We start from the raw sequence: 19988 nt of genomic DNA, 5'->3' as shown, positions 1-19988 counted from the left end.
GCAGTGACTCGACTCACTCGACTGTCTCGAAGAAGAGGCATGTCCCTGGCAGGGCAGTACCTTGTGCTGCAGTTGCTGATCGTCCTGGCAGTTCTTGTTGCCGTTGTTGCCATTTCACTGGCCCAATCCGCCGCCACCTTCGAGCGGAATGAAGGGCGTCGTGCACTGCTGGCTGCTGAAGCCTTGGGCAGCAACCCCACTGTCCGCGCGCTGCTGCCGGAGGCCGAACCGCGCGTGGGTTCAGCCCTCCCGGCCGTGGCCGAATCCGTGCGAACCGTTTCGGGATCATCGCATGTGGCACTCGCCAAACTTAACGGCACCATGGTGGCATCATCGGATCCCAGCCTGTTGGGACAACCCCTGCCGTTAGGTGAGAGCCAAGTGATGGAAGGGCGCGCCTGGACAGGTGTCCTGCCAGGCAGCAGCGGAGCAGTGCTGTCCGCCCACGTCCCCGTCCTGGACGATTCCGGAAACGTCATCGGCGTTGCGTCCATCAGCAGGAATTACCCATCCACCATTGAGCGACTAGGCGACGCCGTTCCCAACTTGCTCACCTATCTGGGTGTCGCCAGCGTCCTGGGCGTCGCCGGATCCCTCCTGTTGTCCCGCCGCGTCAAACGGCAAACCCTCGGTATGGAACCTCGGGAAATCACCGGTCTCGTGGAGAACCGTGAAGCGATGCTGCAGGGCCTGAAGGAAGGCGTGGTCGCTCTGGATCCCCACGAGCGCATCACGGTGGCCAACGAGAGCGCCAGGCAGCTCCTTGGCCTGCCGCCGGACTGTGTGGGTAAGAAGTTGCGATCCCTCCACGTAGACCCTGCGCTGAAAATAGTCCTCACCCGCGAACAGTCAGACGCGGATCAATTGGTCCTCGTGGGGGAGAGGCTGGTGGTCATGAACCGCGTTGCCCTGCGTTCCCACGGACGCGACATCGGTTCCGTCACCACGTTGAGGGACCGGACGGAGCTGTCCTCCCTGGAGAGTGAACTCGGCGCTACCAAGACCGTGACCGACACTTTGCGGGCCCAAGCCCACGAGTTCGCCAATCAACTCCACGTCATCTCCGGCCTGATCCAGATAGGCGAATACGATTCCGTGGTGCAGTTCGTCAACGGAGCCACCGTGGACCGGACGCGGCTCAACGACGACGTCACCAGCCGCATCGAGGACCCTGCGCTCGCAGCCCTGCTGATTGCCAAGGCCAGCCTGGCAACGGAGCGCGGAGTGGAGCTGAAGCTGGATCCGAAGTCCGCCCTGCCGCGCGTCAATGAGGAACTGTCGCGCGACCTCACCACCGTGGTGGGAAACCTGGTGGATAACGCGTTCGACGCCGTTACTGGATTTCCCGGGGCCTCGGTCCAAGTGCTGGTGGTTAACTCGGGTGACGCCGCCACGGTCACCGTCAGGGACAACGGCCCCGGCGTTCCTTCCGGCTCCGCAGAGGATATTTTCCGACAAGGCTTCTCCACGAAAGAGCCTGGACCGGGCGATGCGCGGGGCTTTGGGTTGGCGTTGTCACGGGTCATCTGCCGGCGCTCCGGAGGTGACCTGACGGTGTCCAATGATGACGGGGCAGTGTTCACTGCACGCTTCAACAAAAAGACCTCTAACTCGGACCAACCCGGCTCCGACTCCAACAAACTAGACTCCACGAAGGGGACAATGCAGCCGTGATCAAGGTACTGATCGTCGACGACGACTTCATGGTGGCCAAGGTCCACGCCGGGTTCATCCAACGGACGCCGGGCTTCGGGGTGGTGGGCGTAGCACATACGGGTGCTCAGGCCCTGGTGGAAACGCAAAGGCTCCAGCCCGACCTCGTGTTGCTGGACATCCATCTCCCGGACATCAACGGGTTGGAACTCATGCACCAGCTGCGCGATGTTGCACCGGACCTTGATGTACTGGTCATCAGCGCTGCCCGCGAGGTGGAAACCGTCCGAAAGGCCTTGCGCGGCGGGATCGTCCACTACCTCATCAAACCCTTCTCCCAGGCCGATCTGCAGGAGAGGCTGGAGCATTACCTCAGTGCTTACCAAGGCTTGGACGCCTCCAAGGTGGAGGCCGAGCAGTCCGACGTGAACCGCGTCTTCGGCTTGGGCGTTTCCGAGCGGACCCTGCCTAAAGGCTGCAGCGTGGAGACGCTCGAACTTGTTGAATCAGCACTGAAAACAGCGCCGGGTGACCTCTCTGCCGCCGAGCTCGCCGAGCAGGTGGGTACCTCCCGCGTGAGCGCCAGGCGTTACCTTGAGTACCTCCACGACGAGGGGGCGCTGGAGGTCAGACTCAAATACGGCGTCGGACGCCCTGAAAGGCGATACGTGCTGAAGGGGCGGTGATCCGCTGGGCGCCTCATGCGGGCGCTGCCTCACGGCCGTCAGCGGGACTATCTAAGGTAGCTATTTTGTTGCATTAACTCAAATAATGTCACAAGATAGCTACATGAACAGTAGTGAGGGAATGCGCCGTCTGGGTGAGAACCTGCGGAGTCGGCGCATCATTCTGGGCTTGTCTCAGGAGCTTGTCGCTGAACGTGCTGATGTATCGCGTCCTACGATCATGCGCCTGGAAACAGGTGAGGGGGGAAAGATCGAGCACCTGATGAAGATTGCCGCTGTGTTGGGCATTGCTGAAGACCTCATTAGTGCTGTCGATCCCCTGAATACTGATCTTGGCAGGGCGCGGGCACACCTGCTCGGCAGGCAGCGCGCCCCTAGGAGGAAATAGTGGCTGCCCGAACGATCAGGCGCGTAGAGGTGCTCGTTAACGACACCCTGGCCGGCGTGATGGACATTGAAACGGATGGGCTTTCCTCTCGGGAGCACCTCTCCGTCACCTACGCTGACAGCTGGATGTCCTCTGCAGAAGCATTCGAAGTCTCCCCGGAGCTACCCTTGCGACGCGGCCCCCAGAGCCCAACACAGGGCCGCGAGCTGTTCGGGGCGTTCCAGGATGCCTCCCCGGAAGACTGGGGCAAGAAGCTTTTGTTCGAGGAACTGCGCCAACAGGCCATCGCCAAGGGGACCGGCCGCATTCCGCCTACAGGGGAAGCCGGCTACCTGCTGTTGGTCAATGATGCGACCAGACAGGGCGCACTTCGCTTCAGGGAGAAAGGCCAGTTCCTGTCTTCATGGGGCCGGGGTGCAGGAATTCGCGACCTCAGGGTGCTCGCGCAAGAAGCCAGGCTCTTCGCTGAAACGGGAGAGGTCAAGGCGGAGAACTCCTTAGACATCGGACGTCGGTAACGTGCAACTATGGGAAATGGTTGCCATCCGACTCCAGCGGCGGGCAGGCATAAGGGTCGCAGAGTCGCGGCTCATGCAGCTTTCGGAGTTCTCCCACATCTTCCTCACCCGGCGGTTTGACCGCGACGGTGAGCGGAGTATCCCGTACATGAGTGTGCGCACGGCCCTCCAGCTGGACACGTACCCGCACCCTGATTATGTGAAAATCGCCTCCGAAGTTGCACATATCTCAGCGGAACCCGCTCAGGATGCCAATGAGATGTTCAGCCGCGCCGCTTTCATTGCCATGGTCAACAACACCGATGACCACATGAGAAACCACGGGCTTCTGCGAACCAATAAAGGCTGGCGCCTGTCACCGTCGTTCGACGTGAACCCGGTGCCGAAAGGTACATCAGAAACGCCGCTCACCCCAAATGGCGGACTCTTCGACAGGGACGTTCGGGACCTGCTGGAGTACGCAGATGCTTTTCGACTGACAAGGAACGCAGCCATTGGACGGCTGCAGCAGGTCGCCAACGCGGTATCCCACTGGCGGGAGGAGGCCCTCAACCTCGGAGCTGAACCTGACTCTCTTGACTACATGACCAAGGCTTTCGAAGGTGAGAATGCCAAGCGAATGGCATCCCTGGCTCCCGCCCCTGCTGTGATAGACATGGGCCGACCGGCTACGCCGGTACCCCCGAAATCGCACGGTGATGTATGGGTGCCCGAGCATATGCGTGCGGGGAAACTTGTTCGGGGGCACTTTCGCCGAAGGAACTGAGCGACTCGTCTCATGCGGTCGGTTTCCATCCCAAAGCCGGGCCTAACTTCTCCGCGATGTCGGTGAGGATCTGCACGTAGTCATCGTGGTCGAAGCTGAAGGGTAGCGCGAAAGCCACCTCGTCCACTTCCTGGAAACCCTCATGGGCGTACAGTTGCTCGGCGATTTCGTCGCTGGTGCCGATCAGATCCCGGGCGAACAGCATGCCCTTGGGCCCCTGCGGAGAACTCGTGCGCGGGGAGCGTTCGTCGACGTACCGCTGGTACTTCTCCCGCTGCGCATTCGAGGCGGAATCGGTAGGGATCACCACTAAGCCCTGCGACGCCCTGGCAGTATTTCCGGACGCGTGGGCGGCCTCGCGATAGGCCCGAATCTGCGCTTGCTGTACCTTGGCGAAGTCCGGATCTTGATCCTTGTCGGGGAAAATGACGCTGCTGGAGAGCAGGTTGAAGCCGTTTGCCCCCGCCCACACGGCAGACTTCATGCTTCCCGCCCCGTACCAAAGGCGGCTGCGTAGTCCGGGAGAGTGCGGCTCCACCCGGTTGGAGAATTCCTCCACAACGCCCTGCTTGCCGGAGAAGTCCCGGACTTTTTCGCCGGCGACCAGGCGGGCAAACCGCTCTACGCGGGCGTATGAGAAGTCCTCTGTGTCTGAAGATTCCGGATAGAGCTCATGTTTCACGGTGTCGTAGTGCATCGGTTCGCCCACGCTCAGGCCCGGATTGATCCGTCCCCCAGCAAGCAGATCCACCGTGGCCAGGTCCTCCGCCAGCCGCAAGGGATTCTCCCAACCCAGCGGGGTCACTGCGGTGCCGAGCTCAATCCTGGACGTGCGCTGGCTGGCGGCGGCCATCACCGCGACAGGGGAGGAGATGCCGAACTGCAGGTGACGGTGGCGTAACCAGGCGCTGTCGAATCCCAAGTGCTCGCCGAGCTCGATGATCTCCAACGTCGACCGGTGGCCGGCAGCTGGATCAGCGGGGTCGAATAGCCCGATGGTCAGGAATCCGAGCTTGCGGAGGGGACTTTCAGGGCTAGGCATGGCATTCCTTCGCGTTTGGCGGGGCGGCTACTGCCCAGAATAAGTGCCGGTACCAACGACGACGGCGGGAGGTTACCTTTTGTGATGGGCGCGGCTGCGTGCCAAGGTGGGGCTGAAGATGCCGAGAAATGCACTATTCATAGCGCCACGTGAGCTTGAGGGTTACGAATGCTTCCTTAATGGCCTCAGCATCATGGTCGAGATCAACCATCTGCGTTTGACCAAGTTTCGGGCTGACCGCGGGGTCTTCCGGCCGCTCAAACACCGCCCACAAGCGAAGGTCGTCGCCATGCCTGGAGGCAAACGTGACCCCGTCGACTGTTGTTCGCTCGTAGAGCCAGGCCGCGATGGCCTGAGTCAGTTTCCGGGGCTTGGCATCCTTCAACGCTGCGGCATCAAAGTCAGCCAGTCCGAGGCTCAAGGCCACGGCGATAAATTGCGGGTACAGGGCTGCCACGGTTTGGGATGCGGTGACGGCGCAGTAGTGCCCGGAGAGCTCGGCACGGGTCGCGGCGCGAGCCTCCAGCCATTCCCGGGGGACTTCCCCTGGAGGAACGCTCGGATACAGCACTTGGTCCTCGTCGTCTTCTACAATCGCGTCCAGTTCCGAAGCGAGCCGAGGGTCGGGCCGGAAACCGGCGAGGACCTCTAGAAGGCACGCCTTTAGGCTTGACCCTGCATAGACGGTACGGAAGTTGCCGTGTACATCATCCCCGCGGCCGGGGAAGCGCCCATCGGCGGCCCATTCCCATCCGCTCCATGCCCAGGGTTCGGGGAGGAATCCGATGCGCCACACCGTTTCAGACGCTGGGATGATGGCCAGTTCGTTCTCCGCCATCCGTTAGCTGACGGCCGCGAAGGCCCGGGCAGCGGCAAGGACCGATTGTGCTGCCTCATCAACATGCCCTTCGCGCAGCAGCCTGGCTGGTGGGACGTCGTCCAATTGCGGGTTCATACCCTGAAACCAGGCCTGGACTACAGCCCTGGAGTCGCGCTCGGCCAACAGGGCGGCGACGTGGTAGGCGTGCCGGAGACGGGTCATGACCTCCGCGGAGGGTTTTCGCTCGCCGTCGGCCCATTGTCGTACCGCGCGGGTTTCCTTCACCGAGCCGATGTAGGCGACAAGCTTTGCGCCCAGAATGTCCCTGAGGTCACGGACCAGCTCAGCCTCGGGCAACCTGATGGAATCCTGGTGGGCCTTGAGCCCTCCGCGGGCCCCTGCAACTGCTGTCATTACCCCATACTGACACGGCTGACACGTCGTTTCAACGGTTGAAACACAATCTTGATCACACCCTAAATACCAAGGTGCGTAGCGCCCTAAACCCCCACAGTCTTCAGATAGTTGCGGATTCCGTCCACCACCATCTGGTGGTCCTCGTCAGACGACAAGCCGGACACCGTGATCGCGCCGATCACGCCGGCGCCGCGGACCCGGATGGGGAATGAACCGCCGTCGAGCGTGTAGTCCTCCGGAGCCAGCCACCCGCCGCCAAGCGGGTTACGTTCGGCAAACTGCTCACCCAACAGCGCCGTGCTGTGCTCGAACCGCAGCACGGCTGCCGACTTGCGGCGGATCCACTCTTCCTGGTCGGCGGTGGAACCGGGCAGGACGCAGCGGAAGAGGACAACGTTGTGCCGCCGGATATCTATAGCCACGCCGAACTCCGATGCAATGGCGTGGTTGGCGATCAGCGAGCCGAGCCGCCAGGCATCGTGGTTGTCGAAACTTGAAAAGACCAGTTCTTCTTCCTGCTGACGGAGTTCGGCAAGGCGCGGTGAATCACTCATTCTTGGGTTCCTTCCAGGACAGTGTCAGATTCGTAGCGAAGGCCGATTTGCTTCCGAATCTCATCCATAGCCGCCATGATGGCCACGGTCTCGGCCGTCGGCAGGATGATCCCCACAGTTTCGCCGGCGCGGATCAGGCGTTCGAGTTCTGCTGCCTGGTACTGCATGCCCCGGCTGTTCACGGGCTGGTCGTAGCGCTCCACAATAGTGCCATCCACGGCGTGAACCGTGAACGGAACCGGGTTGTACCAGGTGTGTTCGATGTCGATCCACCCTTCGGTCCCGATGACCATGGCACGGTTGGCGCTGGCGGCGTCGAGCTCGCAATCCACAATTGCCTGGGCGCCGCTGGCGTATTCGAAGATTGCCGCCGTTTGCCGGTCCACGCCGGTAGCCGACATGGAGGCGCTGGCCTTGATCGACGCAGGCGTACCTAAAATGTCGAAAGAAAAGGAGATCGGGTAAATGCCCAAGTCGAGCAGCGCTCCGCCACCGAGTGCGGGATCGTTGAGCCGGTGGGCAGGATCCTTGGGAAGGCTCTGGTTATGTGTGGCCACCACCTTCCGGACCTCGCCAATAGCACCGGCGGCAACAAGCTCCCGGAGACGGATCATGTGCGGCAGGAACCGCGTCCACATGGCCTCCAAGGCCACAAGTCCCTTGGACTCTGCCAGGTCAACGATGTCCTGTGCCTCGCGGGCGTTCATGGTGAACGCTTTCTCCACCAGCACGTGCTTGCCCGCGTTCAACGCCAGCAGCGCGTTGGCGTGATGGAAGGGGTGGGGCGTGGCGATGTAGACCACGTCAACCAAAGGGTCGGCCACCAAATCCTCATAGCTGCCATGCGCCGTGGCAACGCCGTACTGTTCTGCGAACGCCTTGCTCGATTCCAAGGAGCGGGAGCCGACGGCCTGCACTGCGAAGCCGTTCTCCTTTAGGTCCTGCGCTTGGAGCCCGGCGATAAATCCTGTGCCGAGGATTCCCCAGCGGATCGTTCCGTCAGAGGTGCCATTGCTGAGGGTCACGTGCTTAGTCCTTTGCGGAATCTGGAAACGAGTCAGTGAGCGGGTACGCCACAAACGCAAAACGCTCGGAATCCGGCGACCAACTGTTGACGTTGAGGGTACCTTGGCCGCCGAAAAGTGGCCATGTATGGAGGGGAACGGTCCAGTCCTCGGTCAAAACACGCATGCGGTAGCGCCGCCGTCGGACGCTATGGTCATTGTTCAGGTCGGGCGGACCACGCCGGTCCTTTCCTAGTCCTTGCTGCTGAAGGCCGCGTCGAAGGAGGTCTGCGACGCCGGGAAGTCGAACTTCTTCAGCGCGGCGAGGGCTTCGGGGGCGCCGTGGAGGCGGTCCATTCCGGCGTCTTCCCATTCCACGGAGATCGGTCCGTCGTAACCGATGGCGGTGAGGGCGCGGAAGGACGATTCCCAGGGCACGTCGCCGCGTCCTGCGGAGACAAAGTCCCAGCCGCGGCGCGGGTCACCCCAGGGCAAGTGGGAGCCCATGACCGTGTTCCGGCCGGTGGGGCGCAGCTTGGTGTCCTTGCAGTCCACGTGGTAGATCCGGTCCTTGAAGTCCCAGATGAAGGACACGGGGTCGATTCCCTGCCACATGAAGTGGGAGGGGTCCCAGTTCAGGCCGAACGCGGGCCGGTGACCGATCGCTTCGAGGGTCCGGACGGTGGTCCAGTAGTCGTAGGCGATCTCGGAGGGGTGGACTTCGTGGGCGAAACGGACGCCTTGTTCGTCGAAGACGTCCAGGATGGGGTTCCAGCGGTCGGCGAAGTCCTGGTAGCCGGCCTCGATGACTTTTTCCGGGACGGGCGGGAACATGGCGACGTACTGCCAGATGGAGGAGCCGGTGAACCCGACCACGGTATCCACGCCCAGTGCCTTTGCGAGGCGGGCGGTGTGCTTCATTTCCTCGGCTGCGCGTTGGCGGACGCCTTCTGGTTCCCCATCACCCCAGACGCGCGAGCCGACAATGGCTTCGTGGCGGAAGTCGATGGGGTCATCACAGACGGCCTGGCCCTTGAGGTGGTTGGAGATGGCCCAGACCTTCAGGTTGTACTTCTCCAAGACAGCGAGCTTGGACTCGACGTAGCCGGGTTCGTCCCAGCGCCAGGCGTCCAGGTGGTCCCCGGAGACGGCGATCTCCAGACCGTCATAGCCCCAACCGGAGGCAAGGCGCGCGACTTCCTCAAAGGGGAGGTCGGCCCACTGGCCGGTGAACAAGGTGTACGGGCGGGGCATGTCAGGCTCCTTCAGTAACGGATGCGTTGAGCTGGATGAGTGAACCCTTGGCTGCCGCGGATTCTTCCACGGCCGCCAGGATGTGCTGGACGTTCAGGCCCTCTTCGAACGACGGCGACGGTGCCTCACTGGCCGCGATTGCGGTCAGGAAGTCCCGGATCTGGTGGGTGAAAGTGTGCTCCCAGCCAATGATGTGACCCTGCGGCCACCACGCTCCGAGGTACGGGTGCTCGGGTTCGTTGACCAGGATCCTCCGGAATCCCTGTTCACGAACTGGCACTGTGGTGTCCATGAAATTGAGTTCGTTGAGGTTCTCCAGGTCGAACGTCAGCGAACCGAGTGAACCGTAGATCTCGAGCCTGAGGGAGTTCTTCTGGCCCGTAGCCACGCGGGAGGCTTCCACCGAGGCGATTGCTCCGGAGGCGAGCGACAGGTTAACCCAGGCGGCGTCGTCGACCGTGACATCCTCCAGCCCGCCAGCGGGACCATTTGCGCCGGGGCGCTGATCGACGAAGGTCTGAAGTCGGCCGGAAACCTCCGTGACGGCATCGTCCAGGAGGTACAGGATCTGGTCGATGGCGTGCGAGGCGATGTCGCCCAGTGCGCCCGAGCCGGCCGTCTCCTTACGGAGGCGCCAGGTCATGGGGGACTCGGCGTCGGTCAACCAGTCCTGCAAGTACGCGGCGCGGATGTGCCGGACGGTGCCGAGGCGGCCTTCAGCGATGAGTTCGCGTGCCAGTGCCAATGCGGGGACCCTGCGGTAGTTGAAGCCGATCATCGACTGCACGCCGCGGCTCCGGGCTGAAGCGGCTGCGGCGACCATGGACTCAGCCTCGCCGAGAGTGTTGGCGAGCGGCTTCTCCACCAGGACGTGCTTGCCCGCTTCCAGGGCGGCAGTCGCGATTTCGGCGTGCATCCAGCCCGGTGCGCAGATGTCCACGACGTGAATGTCGTCCCGTTCGATGACGGAACGCCAGTCAGTGGCGGACTCGGCCCAGCCGTACCTGGCAGCAGCTTCGGCCACCTGGGTGGCGTCCCGGCCGACGAGCACTTTCTGCTCGAAGGCCGGAACGTCGAAAAAGCTGGCTACGTTCCGCCACGCGTTTGAGTGTGCCTTGCCCATGAAGGCGTAGCCGATGACCGCAACGCCCAGCGGGGAGGGGGTAGGGATAGTCATGATGTTCGTCGCCCGTTCTTAAAGGGTTGCTGTTTCGGGTGCCCAGTCTTCGGGGAGGGCAGCGGAGACGGGGGCGTTGCTGGTGACGTCCACGAAGGTGCCGGACTCGACGGATTCGGTGATGGAGACCATGGTGTCCAGGACGTGGTAGGCGAGTTCACCGGTGGCGCGGTGCGGGGCGCCGGTTCGGATGGCGCGGGCCATGTCCAAGGCTCCCATGCCACGGCCGTTCGCCGGACCCGTGGCGGAGATGATTTCGGGTTCGTCGGCACCGGGCCGCCAAAGCTTCAGGTCGCCGTCGAAGTAGTTCGGGTCCGGGAGGGACAGGGTGGCTTCGGAACCGGTGATTTCCACGAATCCCATCCGCTGGCGCGGGGACTCGAAGGAGAAGACGCTGTGGGAGGACTGGCCGCCTTCGAACTGTGCCATCGCGGAGACGTGGGTGGGGACCTCGACGGCGAATTCCTCGCCCGCCTTGGGTCCGGAACCGATGATGCGGGTGGCTTTGGCGGAGGAGCCGACGGCGGCCACCTTGCGGACCGAGCCGAAGGTTTGGATCAGGGCGGTGAGGTAGTACGGGCCCATGTCGAACAGGGGACCGGCTCCTTGCTGGAACAGGAAGGCCGGGTTGGGGTGCCAGGATTCGGGGCCGGGGGTTTGGAAGGTGGTCATGCCGGTCAGCGGGGTGCCGATGTCGCCGCGTTCGATGATCCGGCGGGCGGTCTGCAGGCCCGCTCCGAGGAAAGTGTCCGGGGCCGTGCCAAGGCGGATACCGGCGGCGTCGGCTGCTTTGAGCAGGCCGAGCCCGGATTCGCGGTCCAGGGAGAAAGGCTTCTCGGTCCAGACGTGCTTCCCGGCGTTGACTGCAGCGGTGGCGACTTCGACGTGCGCGGCCGGGATGGTGAGGTTGATGATGAGTTCGACGTCGGGATGGTTCAGTGCCAGCTCGGGCGTGCCGAATTCGGCGATCCCGTATTCCTTGGCCCGTGCTTCCGCGGTTTCGACGAAGAGGTCCGCGATGACCAGGACTTTCAGATCCGGAAAGACCGTGAGGTTGTCCAGGTACTGCTTGCTGATGTTGCCGGCACCGATGACGGCGACGCCCACGGGGCCTTTGCGGGTGGAAGGGGCGAAACTCATGCCTGCACTCCTTCTGCGCTTGCTGCGTTGGCGCTGGCTGCCGCGGTCAGGTAGGCCAGGCTCTGGGTGATGCCTTCGAAGATGTCACCTGAATAGTCATCGAATTCAACCACGCCAACTTCCAAGGACTTGGCTGCGGCAATGACGTCCAGGACTGGGATGGTGCCTTGGCCGGCGGGCTGTTGGGCCTTGGTGTCAGTGTTGCCCGGGCCGTCCTTGATGTGAATGAGCTTCACCCTGTCACCCAGGCGGGCCAGAAGTTCCACCGGATCCTGGCCCCCGACGGCAACCCAGTACGTGTCTACTTCCAGGACCAGTTCCGGATCCAGCAAACCCTCGAGGTATTCCAGTGCGGTCTTGCCCTCGATGGTGGACTCCAGCTCCCAAGCGTGGTTGTGGTACCCCACACGGATGCCGTAGTCAGCACCTTTCTTGGCTGCTGCGTTGAGCTTGGCGGCCGTGGCCTGGATGGTTTCGGCGTCCTGCCAGTGCTCCGCGGGAAGGAAGGGATCGATCACCGTGGTGATGCCCAATTCCTTGGCTGCGGCGAAGATCTCGTCCTGGTCCTGGGACAACAACGGGGCATGCCCGGACGGAGCGGTCAGGCCGTTCTCCTTCAACGCCGCGCCCAGTTCCTTGGCCGTGGCCACGAAGTTGTACGGCTCCACCTGCGTAAAGCCGATCTCTGCAACCTTCCTTATGGTGCCCGGCAGATCCTCCCGGAGAGCGTCCCGCAAGGTATACAGCTGGATCGAATAAGACATTGGATTCCTTTTCCGGGAGGGGCGTTCTGGACTCCTTTCAGCCTAGATTGACTTTTGCCGAGCGTCTAGCAAAAGTCGGGATTTTTCAGATTAACTTCCGCTGGATGACATGCATAAGCAATCATGCTTCACTAAATGGATGACAACAGCTGCCGGAACTGACGCCGGATACACCTCCGCGCCAGAGGTCGGCAATCTTTCACGCGCCGGGAACCTCTTCCAGCTTCTCCGCGACGGCAAAGCCCGCACCCGTGCTGAGCTCGCCGAAACCACCGGGTTGGCCCGTTCCACGGTGGCCTCACGCATTGACGCGCTCATTAGCTCGGGGCTCGTCGGGCCCGCCGGTGAAGCGACCTCCACAGGCGGCAGGCCGCCGTCGCGCTTTGCTTTCAATCCGGCAGCGCGGGTGGTCCTTGCCGTCGACGTCGGAGCTACTCACGTGATTGTTGCCGTCACCGACCTCGGCGGCAACGTCTTGGCGGAGCGACGATTGGGGCAGGAAGTCGCCGATGGTCCGGACGTCGTCCTGGGCCGCGTCGTAACTGCGGGCCGGGAGCTTTTGGCAGAATCCGGACGGGAGTTGGGCGACCTGGCCGGCATGGGTATGGGGCTACCCGGCCCCGTTGAACACGATTCGGGTCGCCCGGTGAAACCGCCCATTATGCCTGGCTGGGACGGATTCGACGTCGTCACGTACGTTCAGCGCTCCCTGCCGGTTCCCGTTCTGGTTGATAACGACGTCAACATCATGGCCCTCGGCGAACGCATGGCGTATTGGCCGGACCACGAGAACTTCCTGTTCGTCAAAGTAGCCACGGGCATCGGCGGCGGCATCATTAGCAGCGGCCAATTGCAGCGCGGCGCCAATGGCACCGCCGGCGATCTCGGCCACGTCCGTGTCCCGCGCGGCGACGACGTCCTCTGCCGTTGCGGCAATCACGGGTGCCTCGAGGCGCTTGCTTCAGGTCCCGCCGTCGCGCGCCAGCTACAGTCACAGGGGCTGGAAGCTACCAACGGCGCGGACGTCCTGCGGCTTGTTGGTGAGGGCAACCTGCAGGCAATTCAGGCACTTCGGCAGGCCGGGCGTGACGTCGGAGATGTGCTGGCCACCGTGGTCAACCTGCTTAACCCGTCCATCATTATCATCGGCGGCAGCGTGGGGGAGGCCGGCGAGCATCTGGTGGCCGGGATCCGCGAAGTGGTCTACCGGCGCTCCCTGCCCCTGGCCACCACGCACCTGCGCATCGGCATTTCCATGGCCGGGCAGCGCGCCGCGATCCTGGGCGCCAGCCACATGGTCACCCAGCACGTCCTGTCTCCATCAGTGATTGAGGCCACCCTCCAAGCAGCGGGATGAGCGTTTCCGGATGCCGGTTGCCGGGTAGCGCCGTGATAGCAATGAAACTGATGTCTAATTTCCTTGCTTCTTCATGCGTCCAATGAGCCAATTCCTCGCCAAAGTTCCCCGTGGCTGGCTGATCCTTGCCTGCATCGGGCTGATCGCCCTCAACATGCGGGGCCCTTTCGTGGCCGTGGCGCCCGTGGTGGACTCCCTTCAGCAGGACCTCGGTTTTTCACCGGTTGAGCTTGGACTGCTGACCGGCATCCCCGTGCTCTGTTTCTCCCTGGCTTCGCCCCTGGCCTCATTGGCGGGCCGCCGTCTTGGGGCAGAAGTCGCCGTGATGCTCACGCTTCTTGGTGTGCTGGCCGGCGTAGTGGTCCGTTCCAGCGGCGGTGGCGTTTCGGTGATGGTGGGCACCGTCATCATTGGTGTGGCCATCACTATCGGCAACATCGCAGTGCCGCTCATCATCCGGCGCGACTTCGCGCCCCGGCGCCAGGCAACGGCCATGGGCGTCTACACCGCTGCGCTGAACGTCGGCTCGTTCCTCACTTCCGTGGCTACGGCACCCCTTGCAGAGCTGATGGGGTGGCGGCTTGCCTTGGCTGCGAGCGCATTGTTGGCCTTGGCGGCCATCCTGTTCTGGGTGCCCACTGTTGGGGCTCGGAAGGCCTTTGTTCCGTTGGCGGTTCCTGCTCCTCCGGCTTCCTCGTCCGGTCGTGTTGCGGGTGTTCGGTGGCTGACGGTCGGTCTCACACTTGGCTTCGCCGGCCAGGCGTTCTCCTACTACGGAGTTACCGCCTGGCTGCCGAGCTTCCTGTCCGATGAACTCGCCATGGGCACCGCCGAAGCCGGTGCAGGCTCGTCGCTCTTCCAGATCTTCGCCATTGTGGGCGGCCTGGGCGTACCGCTTCTGGCCCGTTTCGCCAGTACGACGGCGGTCGCGGTCACCTTGAGCGCGCTGTGGCTTACCGTTCCCGTGGGTCTGTTGCTGGCGCCTGCGTGGTGGTGGATGTGGTCCTCGCTGGGCGGTGTTGCACAGGGTGGAGGCATCACAGTGATCTTCATTGCCATCATCAAGTTCGCACAATCGCAGGCCGCCGCCGGAAAGATGTCCGCCGTGGTGCAAGGCGTTGGCTACTGCTTCGCTGCGTTGGCTCCCACTGCCATCGGGTTCGTGCACAGTGTTACCGGGGGTTGGACGGTGCCGCTGTTTGTGATCCTTGGTTCGGTGCTCGCGTTCTGCGTGTGCACCACGTTGTCCGTGCGCTGGGTGGCCCGGCAGCGCTAGGTGGGCTTGAGCCGGCCCGGCCCTGCCCGTGGTCAACCCTGCCCCCGATCCAGCACTGGCCCCGATCCGGCCCTGCCCGTTTCGGGGGTTCCCTGCTGAACGTGCCGTGCGCACGGCATGCTGCGCAGCTAGGCAGCGAAGCGGAGTGATGTGCCTGCGCGCACAGGTAAGCCCCGTTGCTGGGCTGCCTCCCCGACGGTCGGGGTCACTTGTTGCGAAGAGTGCAGGCAGCCCAGCGTCGGGGCTTGATGGTGTCGCTACCCAGTAGATCTAGGCGGCGACGAGTTCCTCTTCCGTAGCCTCTTCACGGGCCTCGGTGAGGAAACGGGCGTACGCAGGGATGGTCAGGAAGGTGGGGAATTCCTCGGCCAGGGTGACTTCTTCGAAAATGGCGCGGGCGTCAGCGAAGCGGTCTCCATCGAAGCGTTCCAGGCGGGCGTATTCCTCGTCCAGCATATCTTCCACCCATTCGCGGGTGATGATGTCGCCGTTGTCGGTGATGGCGTGGGAGTGGATCCACTGCCAGAGCTGGGACCGGGAGATCTCGGCTGTGGCGGCGTCTTCCATGAGGTTGTGGATGGCCACAGCTCCGTTGCCGCGCAGCCAGGACTCGATGTAGCGGATGCCTACCTCGATGTTCAGGCGAACGCCGCCCTCGGTAATGGTGCCCTCGGTGCTGGCGATGTCGATCAGTGCCCGGTCATCGGGGGTTACGTCCTCGCGGGAGCGGTCCAACTGGTTGGGGCGGTCTCCGAGAACTGAGTCAAAGACTTCCCGGCAAATAGGCACCAGGTCCGGGTGGGCCACCCAGGAGCCGTCGAAACCATCGTTGGCTTCACGGGTCTTGTCCGCCCGGACCTTCTCGAACGAGGCCTGGTTTGCTGCTTCGTCCTTGCGGTTGGGAACAGCGGCAGCCATGCCACCGATCGCCATGGCACCGCGACGGTGGCAAGCCCGGACCAACTGCTCCGTGTAAGCACGCATGAACGGCTGGGTCATGGTCACCTGGCCACGGTCAGGGAGCACGAAACGCGGTCCGCGGGTACGGAAGTTCTTGATCAGCGAGAAGATGTAGTCCCAACGCCCGGCGTTCAAACCCGAGGCGTGGTCGCGCAGTTCGTACAGGATCTCCTCCATCTCGAACGCGGCCGTGATGGTTTCAATCAGCACCGTGGCGCGGATGGTGCCCTGCGGGATGCCGAGCAGATCCTGGGCCAGGACGAAGATGTCGTTCCACAGGCGGGCTTCGAGGTGGTTCTCGATCTTCGGCAGGTAGAAGTACGGTCCCTTGCCCTGGGCGAGCAGGCGGCGCGCGTTGTGGAAGAAGAACAAACCAAAGTCCACGATGCCGCCGGCGATCGGCTTGCCGTCGATCAGCATGTGCTTCTCCGGCAGGTGCCAGCCACGGGGACGGACCACGATGGTGGGCAGATCCTCGGCAGCTTTGAGCTTGTATTCCTTGCCCTCGGGGGAGGTGAAATCGATGCGCCGCTCCAAAGCATCGGTCAGGTTCAGCTGGCCTTGGATGACGTTGCGCCACGTCGGTGTGGAGGAGTCTTCCATGTCAGCGAGCCAGACCTTCGCACCCGAGTTCAGGGCGTTGATGGTCATCTTCTTATCCACCGGGCCCGTGATCTCCACGCGGCGATCCTCCAAACCAGGAGCCGGGGGAGCCACTCGCCACGACGGGTCGTTCCGGATGCCCTCAGTTTCCGGGCGGAACCGCGGGTCCTGGCCGGCCGCGATTTGCCCACGGCGGGCGTGCCGAGCCTGCATCAGCTCCTGACGACGATCAGCAGTAGCCCTGTGCAACTTGCCGATGAACTCCAAGGCGTCCGGTGTGAGGACCTCGTTCTGCCGGCAAATGGGCTGCGCGGTGATGGTGATGCCATTGATAGTGAAGTTGTCAGTGAAGCTGTTCATTCTAATACTCCTAAGAAAGGTTCGACGGCGGCACTCGCCTGAGGGGCGCGCAAGGTCAAGGAGCCGGCGCCGCGGGAGCCTGCGTAAAAGGGGCCCTGCGTCCCGGTCCGTCCTCGCTCAGCGAGGTCGAAGCCGGGACGCGGGGAATAGCAGGCAGAGCGGTGCCGGTCCGCAGGCCGGAGGTGAGTTCCGCCGTCGGAAGTGGTTAGTGGAACTGGCCCTCTTCGGTCGATCCGACCAGTGCGAGGGTGGATGCGTTCGGGTTGAGCGCGGTTGCGATGTCGTCGAAGTAGCCGGTGCCGACTTCGCGCTGGTGCTTGGTGGCGGTGTAGCCGCGGGACTCGGAGGCGAATTCCTTTTCCTGAAGCTCGACGTAGGCACTCATACCTTCACGGGCGTAGCCGTGGGCGAGGTCGAACATCGAGTAATTCAGGGCGTGGAAGCCGGCCAGGGTGATGAACTGGAACGTGAAGCCCATGGCACCAAGTTCGCGCTGGAACTTGGCGATGGTGGTGTCGTCCAGGTGCTTGCGCCAGTTGAAGGAGGGGGAGCAGTTGTAGGAGAGCATCTGGTCCGGGAACTCGGCCTTGACCGATTCGGCGAACTTGCGGGCCAGTTCCAGGTCCGGGGTGCCGGTCTCCATCCAGATGAGGTCGGAGTACGGCGCGTAGGCCTTGGCGCGGGCGATGCAGGGTTCGATCCCGTTGCGGACCTTGTAGAAGCCCTCCGCAGTGCGCTCGCCAGTGATGAATTCCTGGTCGCGCTCGTCAACGTCGGAGGTGATCAGCGTTGCGGCTTCGGCGTCGGTGCGGGCGATGACCACGGTGGGGGTGCCGGCGACGTCGGCTGCCAGGCGGGCTGCGTTCAGGGTCCGGATGTGTTGCTGGGTGGGAATCAGGACCTTGCCGCCGAGGTGTCCGCACTTCTTTTCGGAAGCGAGCTGGTCTTCCCAGTGAACGCCCGACGCGCCTGCGGTGATCATGGACTTCATGAGTTCGTAGGCGTTGAGCGGGCCACCGAAGCCGGCCTCGGCGTCAGCGACGATCGGAACCAACCAGTCCTCAACAGTCTTGACTCCCTCGGCATATTCGATCTGGTCAGCGCGGAGCAGGGCGTTGTTGATGCGGCGGACAACCTGGGGGACCGAGTTGGCCGGGTACAGGGACTGGTCCGGGTAGGTCTGGCCGGAAAGGTTGGCGTCTGCGGCTACCTGCCAGCCGGAGAGGTAGATTGCGCGGAGGCCTGCCTTGACCTGCTGCACGGCCTGGTTGCCGGTCAGGGCACCGAGGGCGTTGGTGTAACCGCCCGTGGGAGCTTCCTCGGTGAGCTGCTTCCACAGCTTCTCCGAGCCGCGGCGGGCCAGGGTGTGCTCTTCGGAGACGCGACCGCGGAGGCGGACGACATCAGTAGCCGAGTAATCGCGGGTGACGCCTTCCCAACGCGGGTTGGCGGACCATTCAAGTTCCAGCGCTGCGGCCTGCTCGCCTGCTGTGTCCTGAGCGGACGACTCTGCTGGTTCAAATGAAGCGGTCATCTTTGATCTCCTATGTGGTGCCCGGGCCGGCCTCCGCTGCGCCTTTGCTGCATCGGCCGGCTTGCCCGGGGTCTGTATTTCTTTTTCGTAAGACCTACTTTTCTGCACTTCCAAGAGGGTTACTAGAGGAAAACTATGGAAAGAAATGCACTTCTTCGCGTATTCTCAAGAAATGTCGCCTGTGAGCTGGAATCGCGAAGTCGCATCGCCGTCGTTGTCCGCTGCGTCCCCTGAACTGGACGTCATCAGCCTTGGCCGCCGCGTGCGCCATCTGCGCAAGCAGGCCGGGCTGACCCTTGACGACTTGAGTGCCGCCGTCGGGACCGCACCGAGCCAGCTGAGCCTTATAGAAAACGGCAAACGCGAACCCAAGTTGGGGCTCCTTCAGCAGCTCGCTGCCTCACTTAACGTGACCATCGATCAGCTGCTCGGAGCCGAGCCGCCGAGCCGCCGTGCGGCCTTGGAAATTGAGCTCGAACGGTACCAGCGGGGACCCCTGTATGAGTCCCTCAACCTGCCCAAAATCCGCATCAGCTCGCGGCTTCCGCTGGATGTACTGGAGTCGCAGGTGGGGCTGCTTCAGGAGCTCGAACGCAAACTTAACGAGCAAGTGGCGACGCCGGAAGAAGCCCGCCGCGCGAACGGCGAGTTGCGTGCCATGATGCGCGAGCGCGGCAACTATTTCCCCGAGTACGAGGCCGAGGCGCAAAAGGTCCTCAAGGGGGTGGGTTACACCACCGGTCCGCTGAGCCAGCACGTCATCGCGGACATCGCCGAGAACCTCGGTTTCACCCTGCACCACGTGGGTGATCTCCCCCATTCCACGCGGTCCGTGACCGATTTGAAGAACCGCAGAATTTATCTGACGCAGAACCAACGCCAGGATCACGACCCCCGTTCAGTGCTCCTGCAAGCGCTTGGACACTATGTCCTGGGGCATGAAACTCCGCGGAATTATGGGGATTTCCTGGCGCAGCGAGTGGCCACCAACTACTTCGCGGCCGCTTTGCTGCTTCCGGAGCAGGCAACGGTGGAGTTCCTGCAAAAAGCCAAGGCCGCAAAGGAAATCGCCGTGGAAGACATCCGGGATGCCTTCGCGGTGTCCTACGAAACTGCCGCACACCGCTTCACCAACCTGGCCACCAAGCACCTGGGTATCACCACGCACTTCCAGAAGACACACCAGTCCGGCATCATCTACAAGGCATACGAGAACGACGGCGTGACCTTCCCGCAAGATCACACCGGAGCGATTGAAGGGCAGCCGTCGTGCAAAGCGTGGACGTCGCGTGCGGTGTTTGACGTGCCGGACAAGTTCAGCGCTTACAGCCAATACACGGACACGCCCTCGGGCACTTACTGGTGCACGGCCCGCACTGAGCGGTCAGCTGCCGGTGAGTTCTCTTTGAGTATCGGAGTGCCGTACCAACACGTGAAGTGGTTCCGCGGCCGGGAGACCACCGCCCGTGCAACGTCCAACTGCCCGGACCCGAACTGCTGCAAGCGTCCGCCGGCGTCATTGGCGAACGAGTGGGCCGGCAACGCCTGGCCGTCCGCCCGGGCGCATTCGCACCTGCTCGCCGCCATGCCTCCCGGCGCCTTCCCCGGCGTGGACGAGACCGAGGTGTACTCGTTCCTGGCGGCGCACTCCGAACGCTGACGCTCTATCACTTCCCGCGGGCTTGAGCCTGACGCTCGCTCACGTTCCGGCAACA

General features: G+C 63.1%; 19 protein-coding genes. 8 read left to right on the top strand and 11 right to left on the bottom strand.

Going from position 1 to position 19988, the window contains the following annotated elements:
* Nucleotides 1–39 precede the first annotated feature (39 nt).
* From AC6CH8_RS16975 to AC6CH8_RS16955, 5 genes are all read left to right on the top strand, one after another.
* Complete coding sequence (locus tag AC6CH8_RS16975) at nt 40–1674, top strand: sensor histidine kinase (protein ID WP_498191645.1); 1635 nt, start codon at nt 40–42, stop codon at nt 1672–1674.
* Nucleotides 1671–2339, top strand: a complete 669-nt coding sequence (locus tag AC6CH8_RS16970; RefSeq protein WP_498191587.1) for a response regulator — start codon at nt 1671–1673, stop codon at nt 2337–2339. The genes AC6CH8_RS16975 and AC6CH8_RS16970 overlap by 4 nt, the downstream gene beginning before the upstream one ends.
* 103 nt (nt 2340–2442) lie before the next feature.
* Nucleotides 2443–2727, top strand: a complete 285-nt coding sequence (locus AC6CH8_RS16965; protein ID WP_498191586.1) for a helix-turn-helix transcriptional regulator — start codon at nt 2443–2445, stop codon at nt 2725–2727.
* Nucleotides 2727–3245, top strand: coding sequence for a HipA N-terminal domain-containing protein (locus tag AC6CH8_RS16960; RefSeq protein ID WP_498191585.1), 519 nt, complete (start codon nt 2727–2729; stop codon nt 3243–3245). Before AC6CH8_RS16965 ends, AC6CH8_RS16960 begins: the two co-directional genes overlap by 1 nt.
* A 16-nt stretch (nt 3246–3261) precedes the next feature.
* Complete coding sequence (locus AC6CH8_RS16955) at nt 3262–4011, top strand: type II toxin-antitoxin system HipA family toxin (RefSeq protein WP_498191584.1); 750 nt, start codon at nt 3262–3264, stop codon at nt 4009–4011.
* Between the two features lie 10 nt (nt 4012–4021).
* Here AC6CH8_RS16955 and AC6CH8_RS16950 read toward each other — a convergent pair whose 3' ends face one another.
* From AC6CH8_RS16950 to AC6CH8_RS16910, 9 genes are all read right to left on the bottom strand, one after another.
* Nucleotides 4022–5053: an LLM class flavin-dependent oxidoreductase gene (locus AC6CH8_RS16950; protein ID WP_498191583.1), complete on the bottom strand. Its 1032-nt coding sequence runs from the start codon at nt 5051–5053 to the stop codon at nt 4022–4024.
* 133 nt (nt 5054–5186) lie between these two features.
* Nucleotides 5187–5891: an RES domain-containing protein gene (locus AC6CH8_RS16945; protein ID WP_498191582.1), complete on the bottom strand. Its 705-nt coding sequence runs from the start codon at nt 5889–5891 to the stop codon at nt 5187–5189.
* A gap of 3 nt (nt 5892–5894) precedes the next feature.
* A complete protein-coding gene (locus tag AC6CH8_RS16940; protein ID WP_091465264.1) occupies nt 5895–6287 on the bottom strand; it encodes a hypothetical protein in 393 nt (130 codons plus the stop codon).
* Between the two features lie 86 nt (nt 6288–6373).
* Entirely contained in the window at nt 6374–6844 is a 471-nt protein-coding gene (locus AC6CH8_RS16935; RefSeq protein ID WP_498191581.1) for a heme-degrading domain-containing protein, read from the bottom strand.
* Complete coding sequence (locus AC6CH8_RS16930; protein WP_498191580.1) at nt 6841–7869, bottom strand: Gfo/Idh/MocA family protein; 1029 nt, start codon at nt 7867–7869, stop codon at nt 6841–6843. The genes AC6CH8_RS16935 and AC6CH8_RS16930 overlap by 4 nt, the downstream gene beginning before the upstream one ends.
* A gap of 231 nt (nt 7870–8100) precedes the next feature.
* A complete protein-coding gene (locus AC6CH8_RS16925) occupies nt 8101–9102 on the bottom strand; it encodes a sugar phosphate isomerase/epimerase family protein (protein WP_498191579.1) in 1002 nt (333 codons plus the stop codon).
* A gap of 1 nt (nt 9103) precedes the next feature.
* Nucleotides 9104–10279 carry a Gfo/Idh/MocA family protein gene (locus tag AC6CH8_RS16920; RefSeq protein ID WP_498191578.1) on the bottom strand — a complete coding sequence of 392 codons (1176 nt, stop codon included), beginning with the start codon at nt 10277–10279 and terminating at the stop codon, nt 9104–9106.
* 18 nt (nt 10280–10297) lie between these two features.
* The gene (locus AC6CH8_RS16915; RefSeq protein ID WP_498191577.1) at nt 10298–11419 is read right to left on the bottom strand and encodes a Gfo/Idh/MocA family protein; all 1122 of its coding nucleotides are present in this window, start codon (nt 11417–11419) and stop codon (nt 10298–10300) included.
* Entirely contained in the window at nt 11416–12183 is a 768-nt protein-coding gene (locus AC6CH8_RS16910) for a sugar phosphate isomerase/epimerase family protein (RefSeq protein ID WP_498191576.1), read from the bottom strand. Before AC6CH8_RS16910 ends, AC6CH8_RS16915 begins: the two co-directional genes overlap by 4 nt.
* Nucleotides 12184–12322: 139 nt before the next feature.
* On the opposite strand from AC6CH8_RS16910, the gene AC6CH8_RS16905 reads away from it, so the two are divergent.
* Both AC6CH8_RS16905 and AC6CH8_RS16900 read left to right on the top strand, forming a co-directional pair.
* Entirely contained in the window at nt 12323–13540 is a 1218-nt protein-coding gene (locus tag AC6CH8_RS16905; RefSeq protein WP_498191575.1) for an ROK family transcriptional regulator, read from the top strand.
* An 82-nt stretch (nt 13541–13622) separates the two neighbouring features.
* Nucleotides 13623–14816, top strand: a complete 1194-nt coding sequence (locus AC6CH8_RS16900; protein ID WP_498191574.1) for an MFS transporter — start codon at nt 13623–13625, stop codon at nt 14814–14816.
* 270 nt (nt 14817–15086) lie between these two features.
* Here AC6CH8_RS16900 and aceB read toward each other — a convergent pair whose 3' ends face one another.
* Both aceB and aceA read right to left on the bottom strand, forming a co-directional pair.
* Nucleotides 15087–16739, bottom strand: a complete 1653-nt coding sequence (gene aceB, locus AC6CH8_RS16895) for a malate synthase A (RefSeq protein WP_498191573.1) — start codon at nt 16737–16739, stop codon at nt 15087–15089.
* Between the two features lie 205 nt (nt 16740–16944).
* Entirely contained in the window at nt 16945–18273 is a 1329-nt protein-coding gene (gene aceA / locus AC6CH8_RS16890) for an isocitrate lyase (RefSeq protein ID WP_091465279.1), read from the bottom strand.
* Nucleotides 18274–18418: 145 nt separating this feature from the next.
* Between aceA and AC6CH8_RS16885 the strand changes: the two genes are divergently transcribed.
* Nucleotides 18419–19933 carry an XRE family transcriptional regulator gene (locus tag AC6CH8_RS16885; protein ID WP_091465280.1) on the top strand — a complete coding sequence of 505 codons (1515 nt, stop codon included), beginning with the start codon at nt 18419–18421 and terminating at the stop codon, nt 19931–19933.
* The last annotated feature ends 55 nt before the right edge of the window (nt 19934–19988 follow it).

This window comes from Paenarthrobacter sp. GQ52, from assembly GCF_059759005.1.
This window is presented reverse-complemented; position numbering and strand designations above follow the sequence as displayed.

What these genes read in the sequence shown, in the direction of transcription:
- AC6CH8_RS16975 (WP_498191645.1), top strand. Translation starts at nt 40, where the DNA reads ATGTCCCTGGCAGGGCAGTACCTTGTGCTGCAGTTGCTGATCGTCCTG.
- AC6CH8_RS16965 (WP_498191586.1), top strand. Translation starts at nt 2,443, where the DNA reads ATGAACAGTAGTGAGGGAATGCGCCGTCTGGGTGAGAACCTGCGGAGT.
- AC6CH8_RS16955 (WP_498191584.1), top strand. Translation starts at nt 3,262, where the DNA reads ATGGTTGCCATCCGACTCCAGCGGCGGGCAGGCATAAGGGTCGCAGAG.
- AC6CH8_RS16950 (WP_498191583.1), bottom strand. Translation starts at nt 5,053, where the DNA reads ATGCCTAGCCCTGAAAGTCCCCTCCGCAAGCTCGGATTCCTGACCATC.
- AC6CH8_RS16945 (WP_498191582.1), bottom strand. Translation starts at nt 5,891, where the DNA reads ATGGCGGAGAACGAACTGGCCATCATCCCAGCGTCTGAAACGGTGTGG.
- AC6CH8_RS16940 (WP_091465264.1), bottom strand. Translation starts at nt 6,287, where the DNA reads ATGACAGCAGTTGCAGGGGCCCGCGGAGGGCTCAAGGCCCACCAGGAT.
- AC6CH8_RS16935 (WP_498191581.1), bottom strand. Translation starts at nt 6,844, where the DNA reads ATGAGTGATTCACCGCGCCTTGCCGAACTCCGTCAGCAGGAAGAAGAA.
- AC6CH8_RS16925 (WP_498191579.1), bottom strand. Translation starts at nt 9,102, where the DNA reads ATGCCCCGCCCGTACACCTTGTTCACCGGCCAGTGGGCCGACCTCCCC.
- AC6CH8_RS16920 (WP_498191578.1), bottom strand. Translation starts at nt 10,279, where the DNA reads ATGACTATCCCTACCCCCTCCCCGCTGGGCGTTGCGGTCATCGGCTAC.
- AC6CH8_RS16915 (WP_498191577.1), bottom strand. Translation starts at nt 11,419, where the DNA reads ATGAGTTTCGCCCCTTCCACCCGCAAAGGCCCCGTGGGCGTCGCCGTC.
- AC6CH8_RS16910 (WP_498191576.1), bottom strand. Translation starts at nt 12,183, where the DNA reads ATGTCTTATTCGATCCAGCTGTATACCTTGCGGGACGCTCTCCGGGAG.
- AC6CH8_RS16905 (WP_498191575.1), top strand. Translation starts at nt 12,323, where the DNA reads ATGACAACAGCTGCCGGAACTGACGCCGGATACACCTCCGCGCCAGAG.
- AC6CH8_RS16900 (WP_498191574.1), top strand. Translation starts at nt 13,623, where the DNA reads ATGAGCCAATTCCTCGCCAAAGTTCCCCGTGGCTGGCTGATCCTTGCC.
- aceB (WP_498191573.1), bottom strand. Translation starts at nt 16,739, where the DNA reads ATGAACAGCTTCACTGACAACTTCACTATCAATGGCATCACCATCACC.
- aceA (WP_091465279.1), bottom strand. Translation starts at nt 18,273, where the DNA reads ATGACCGCTTCATTTGAACCAGCAGAGTCGTCCGCTCAGGACACAGCA.
- AC6CH8_RS16885 (WP_091465280.1), top strand. Translation starts at nt 18,419, where the DNA reads ATGCACTTCTTCGCGTATTCTCAAGAAATGTCGCCTGTGAGCTGGAAT.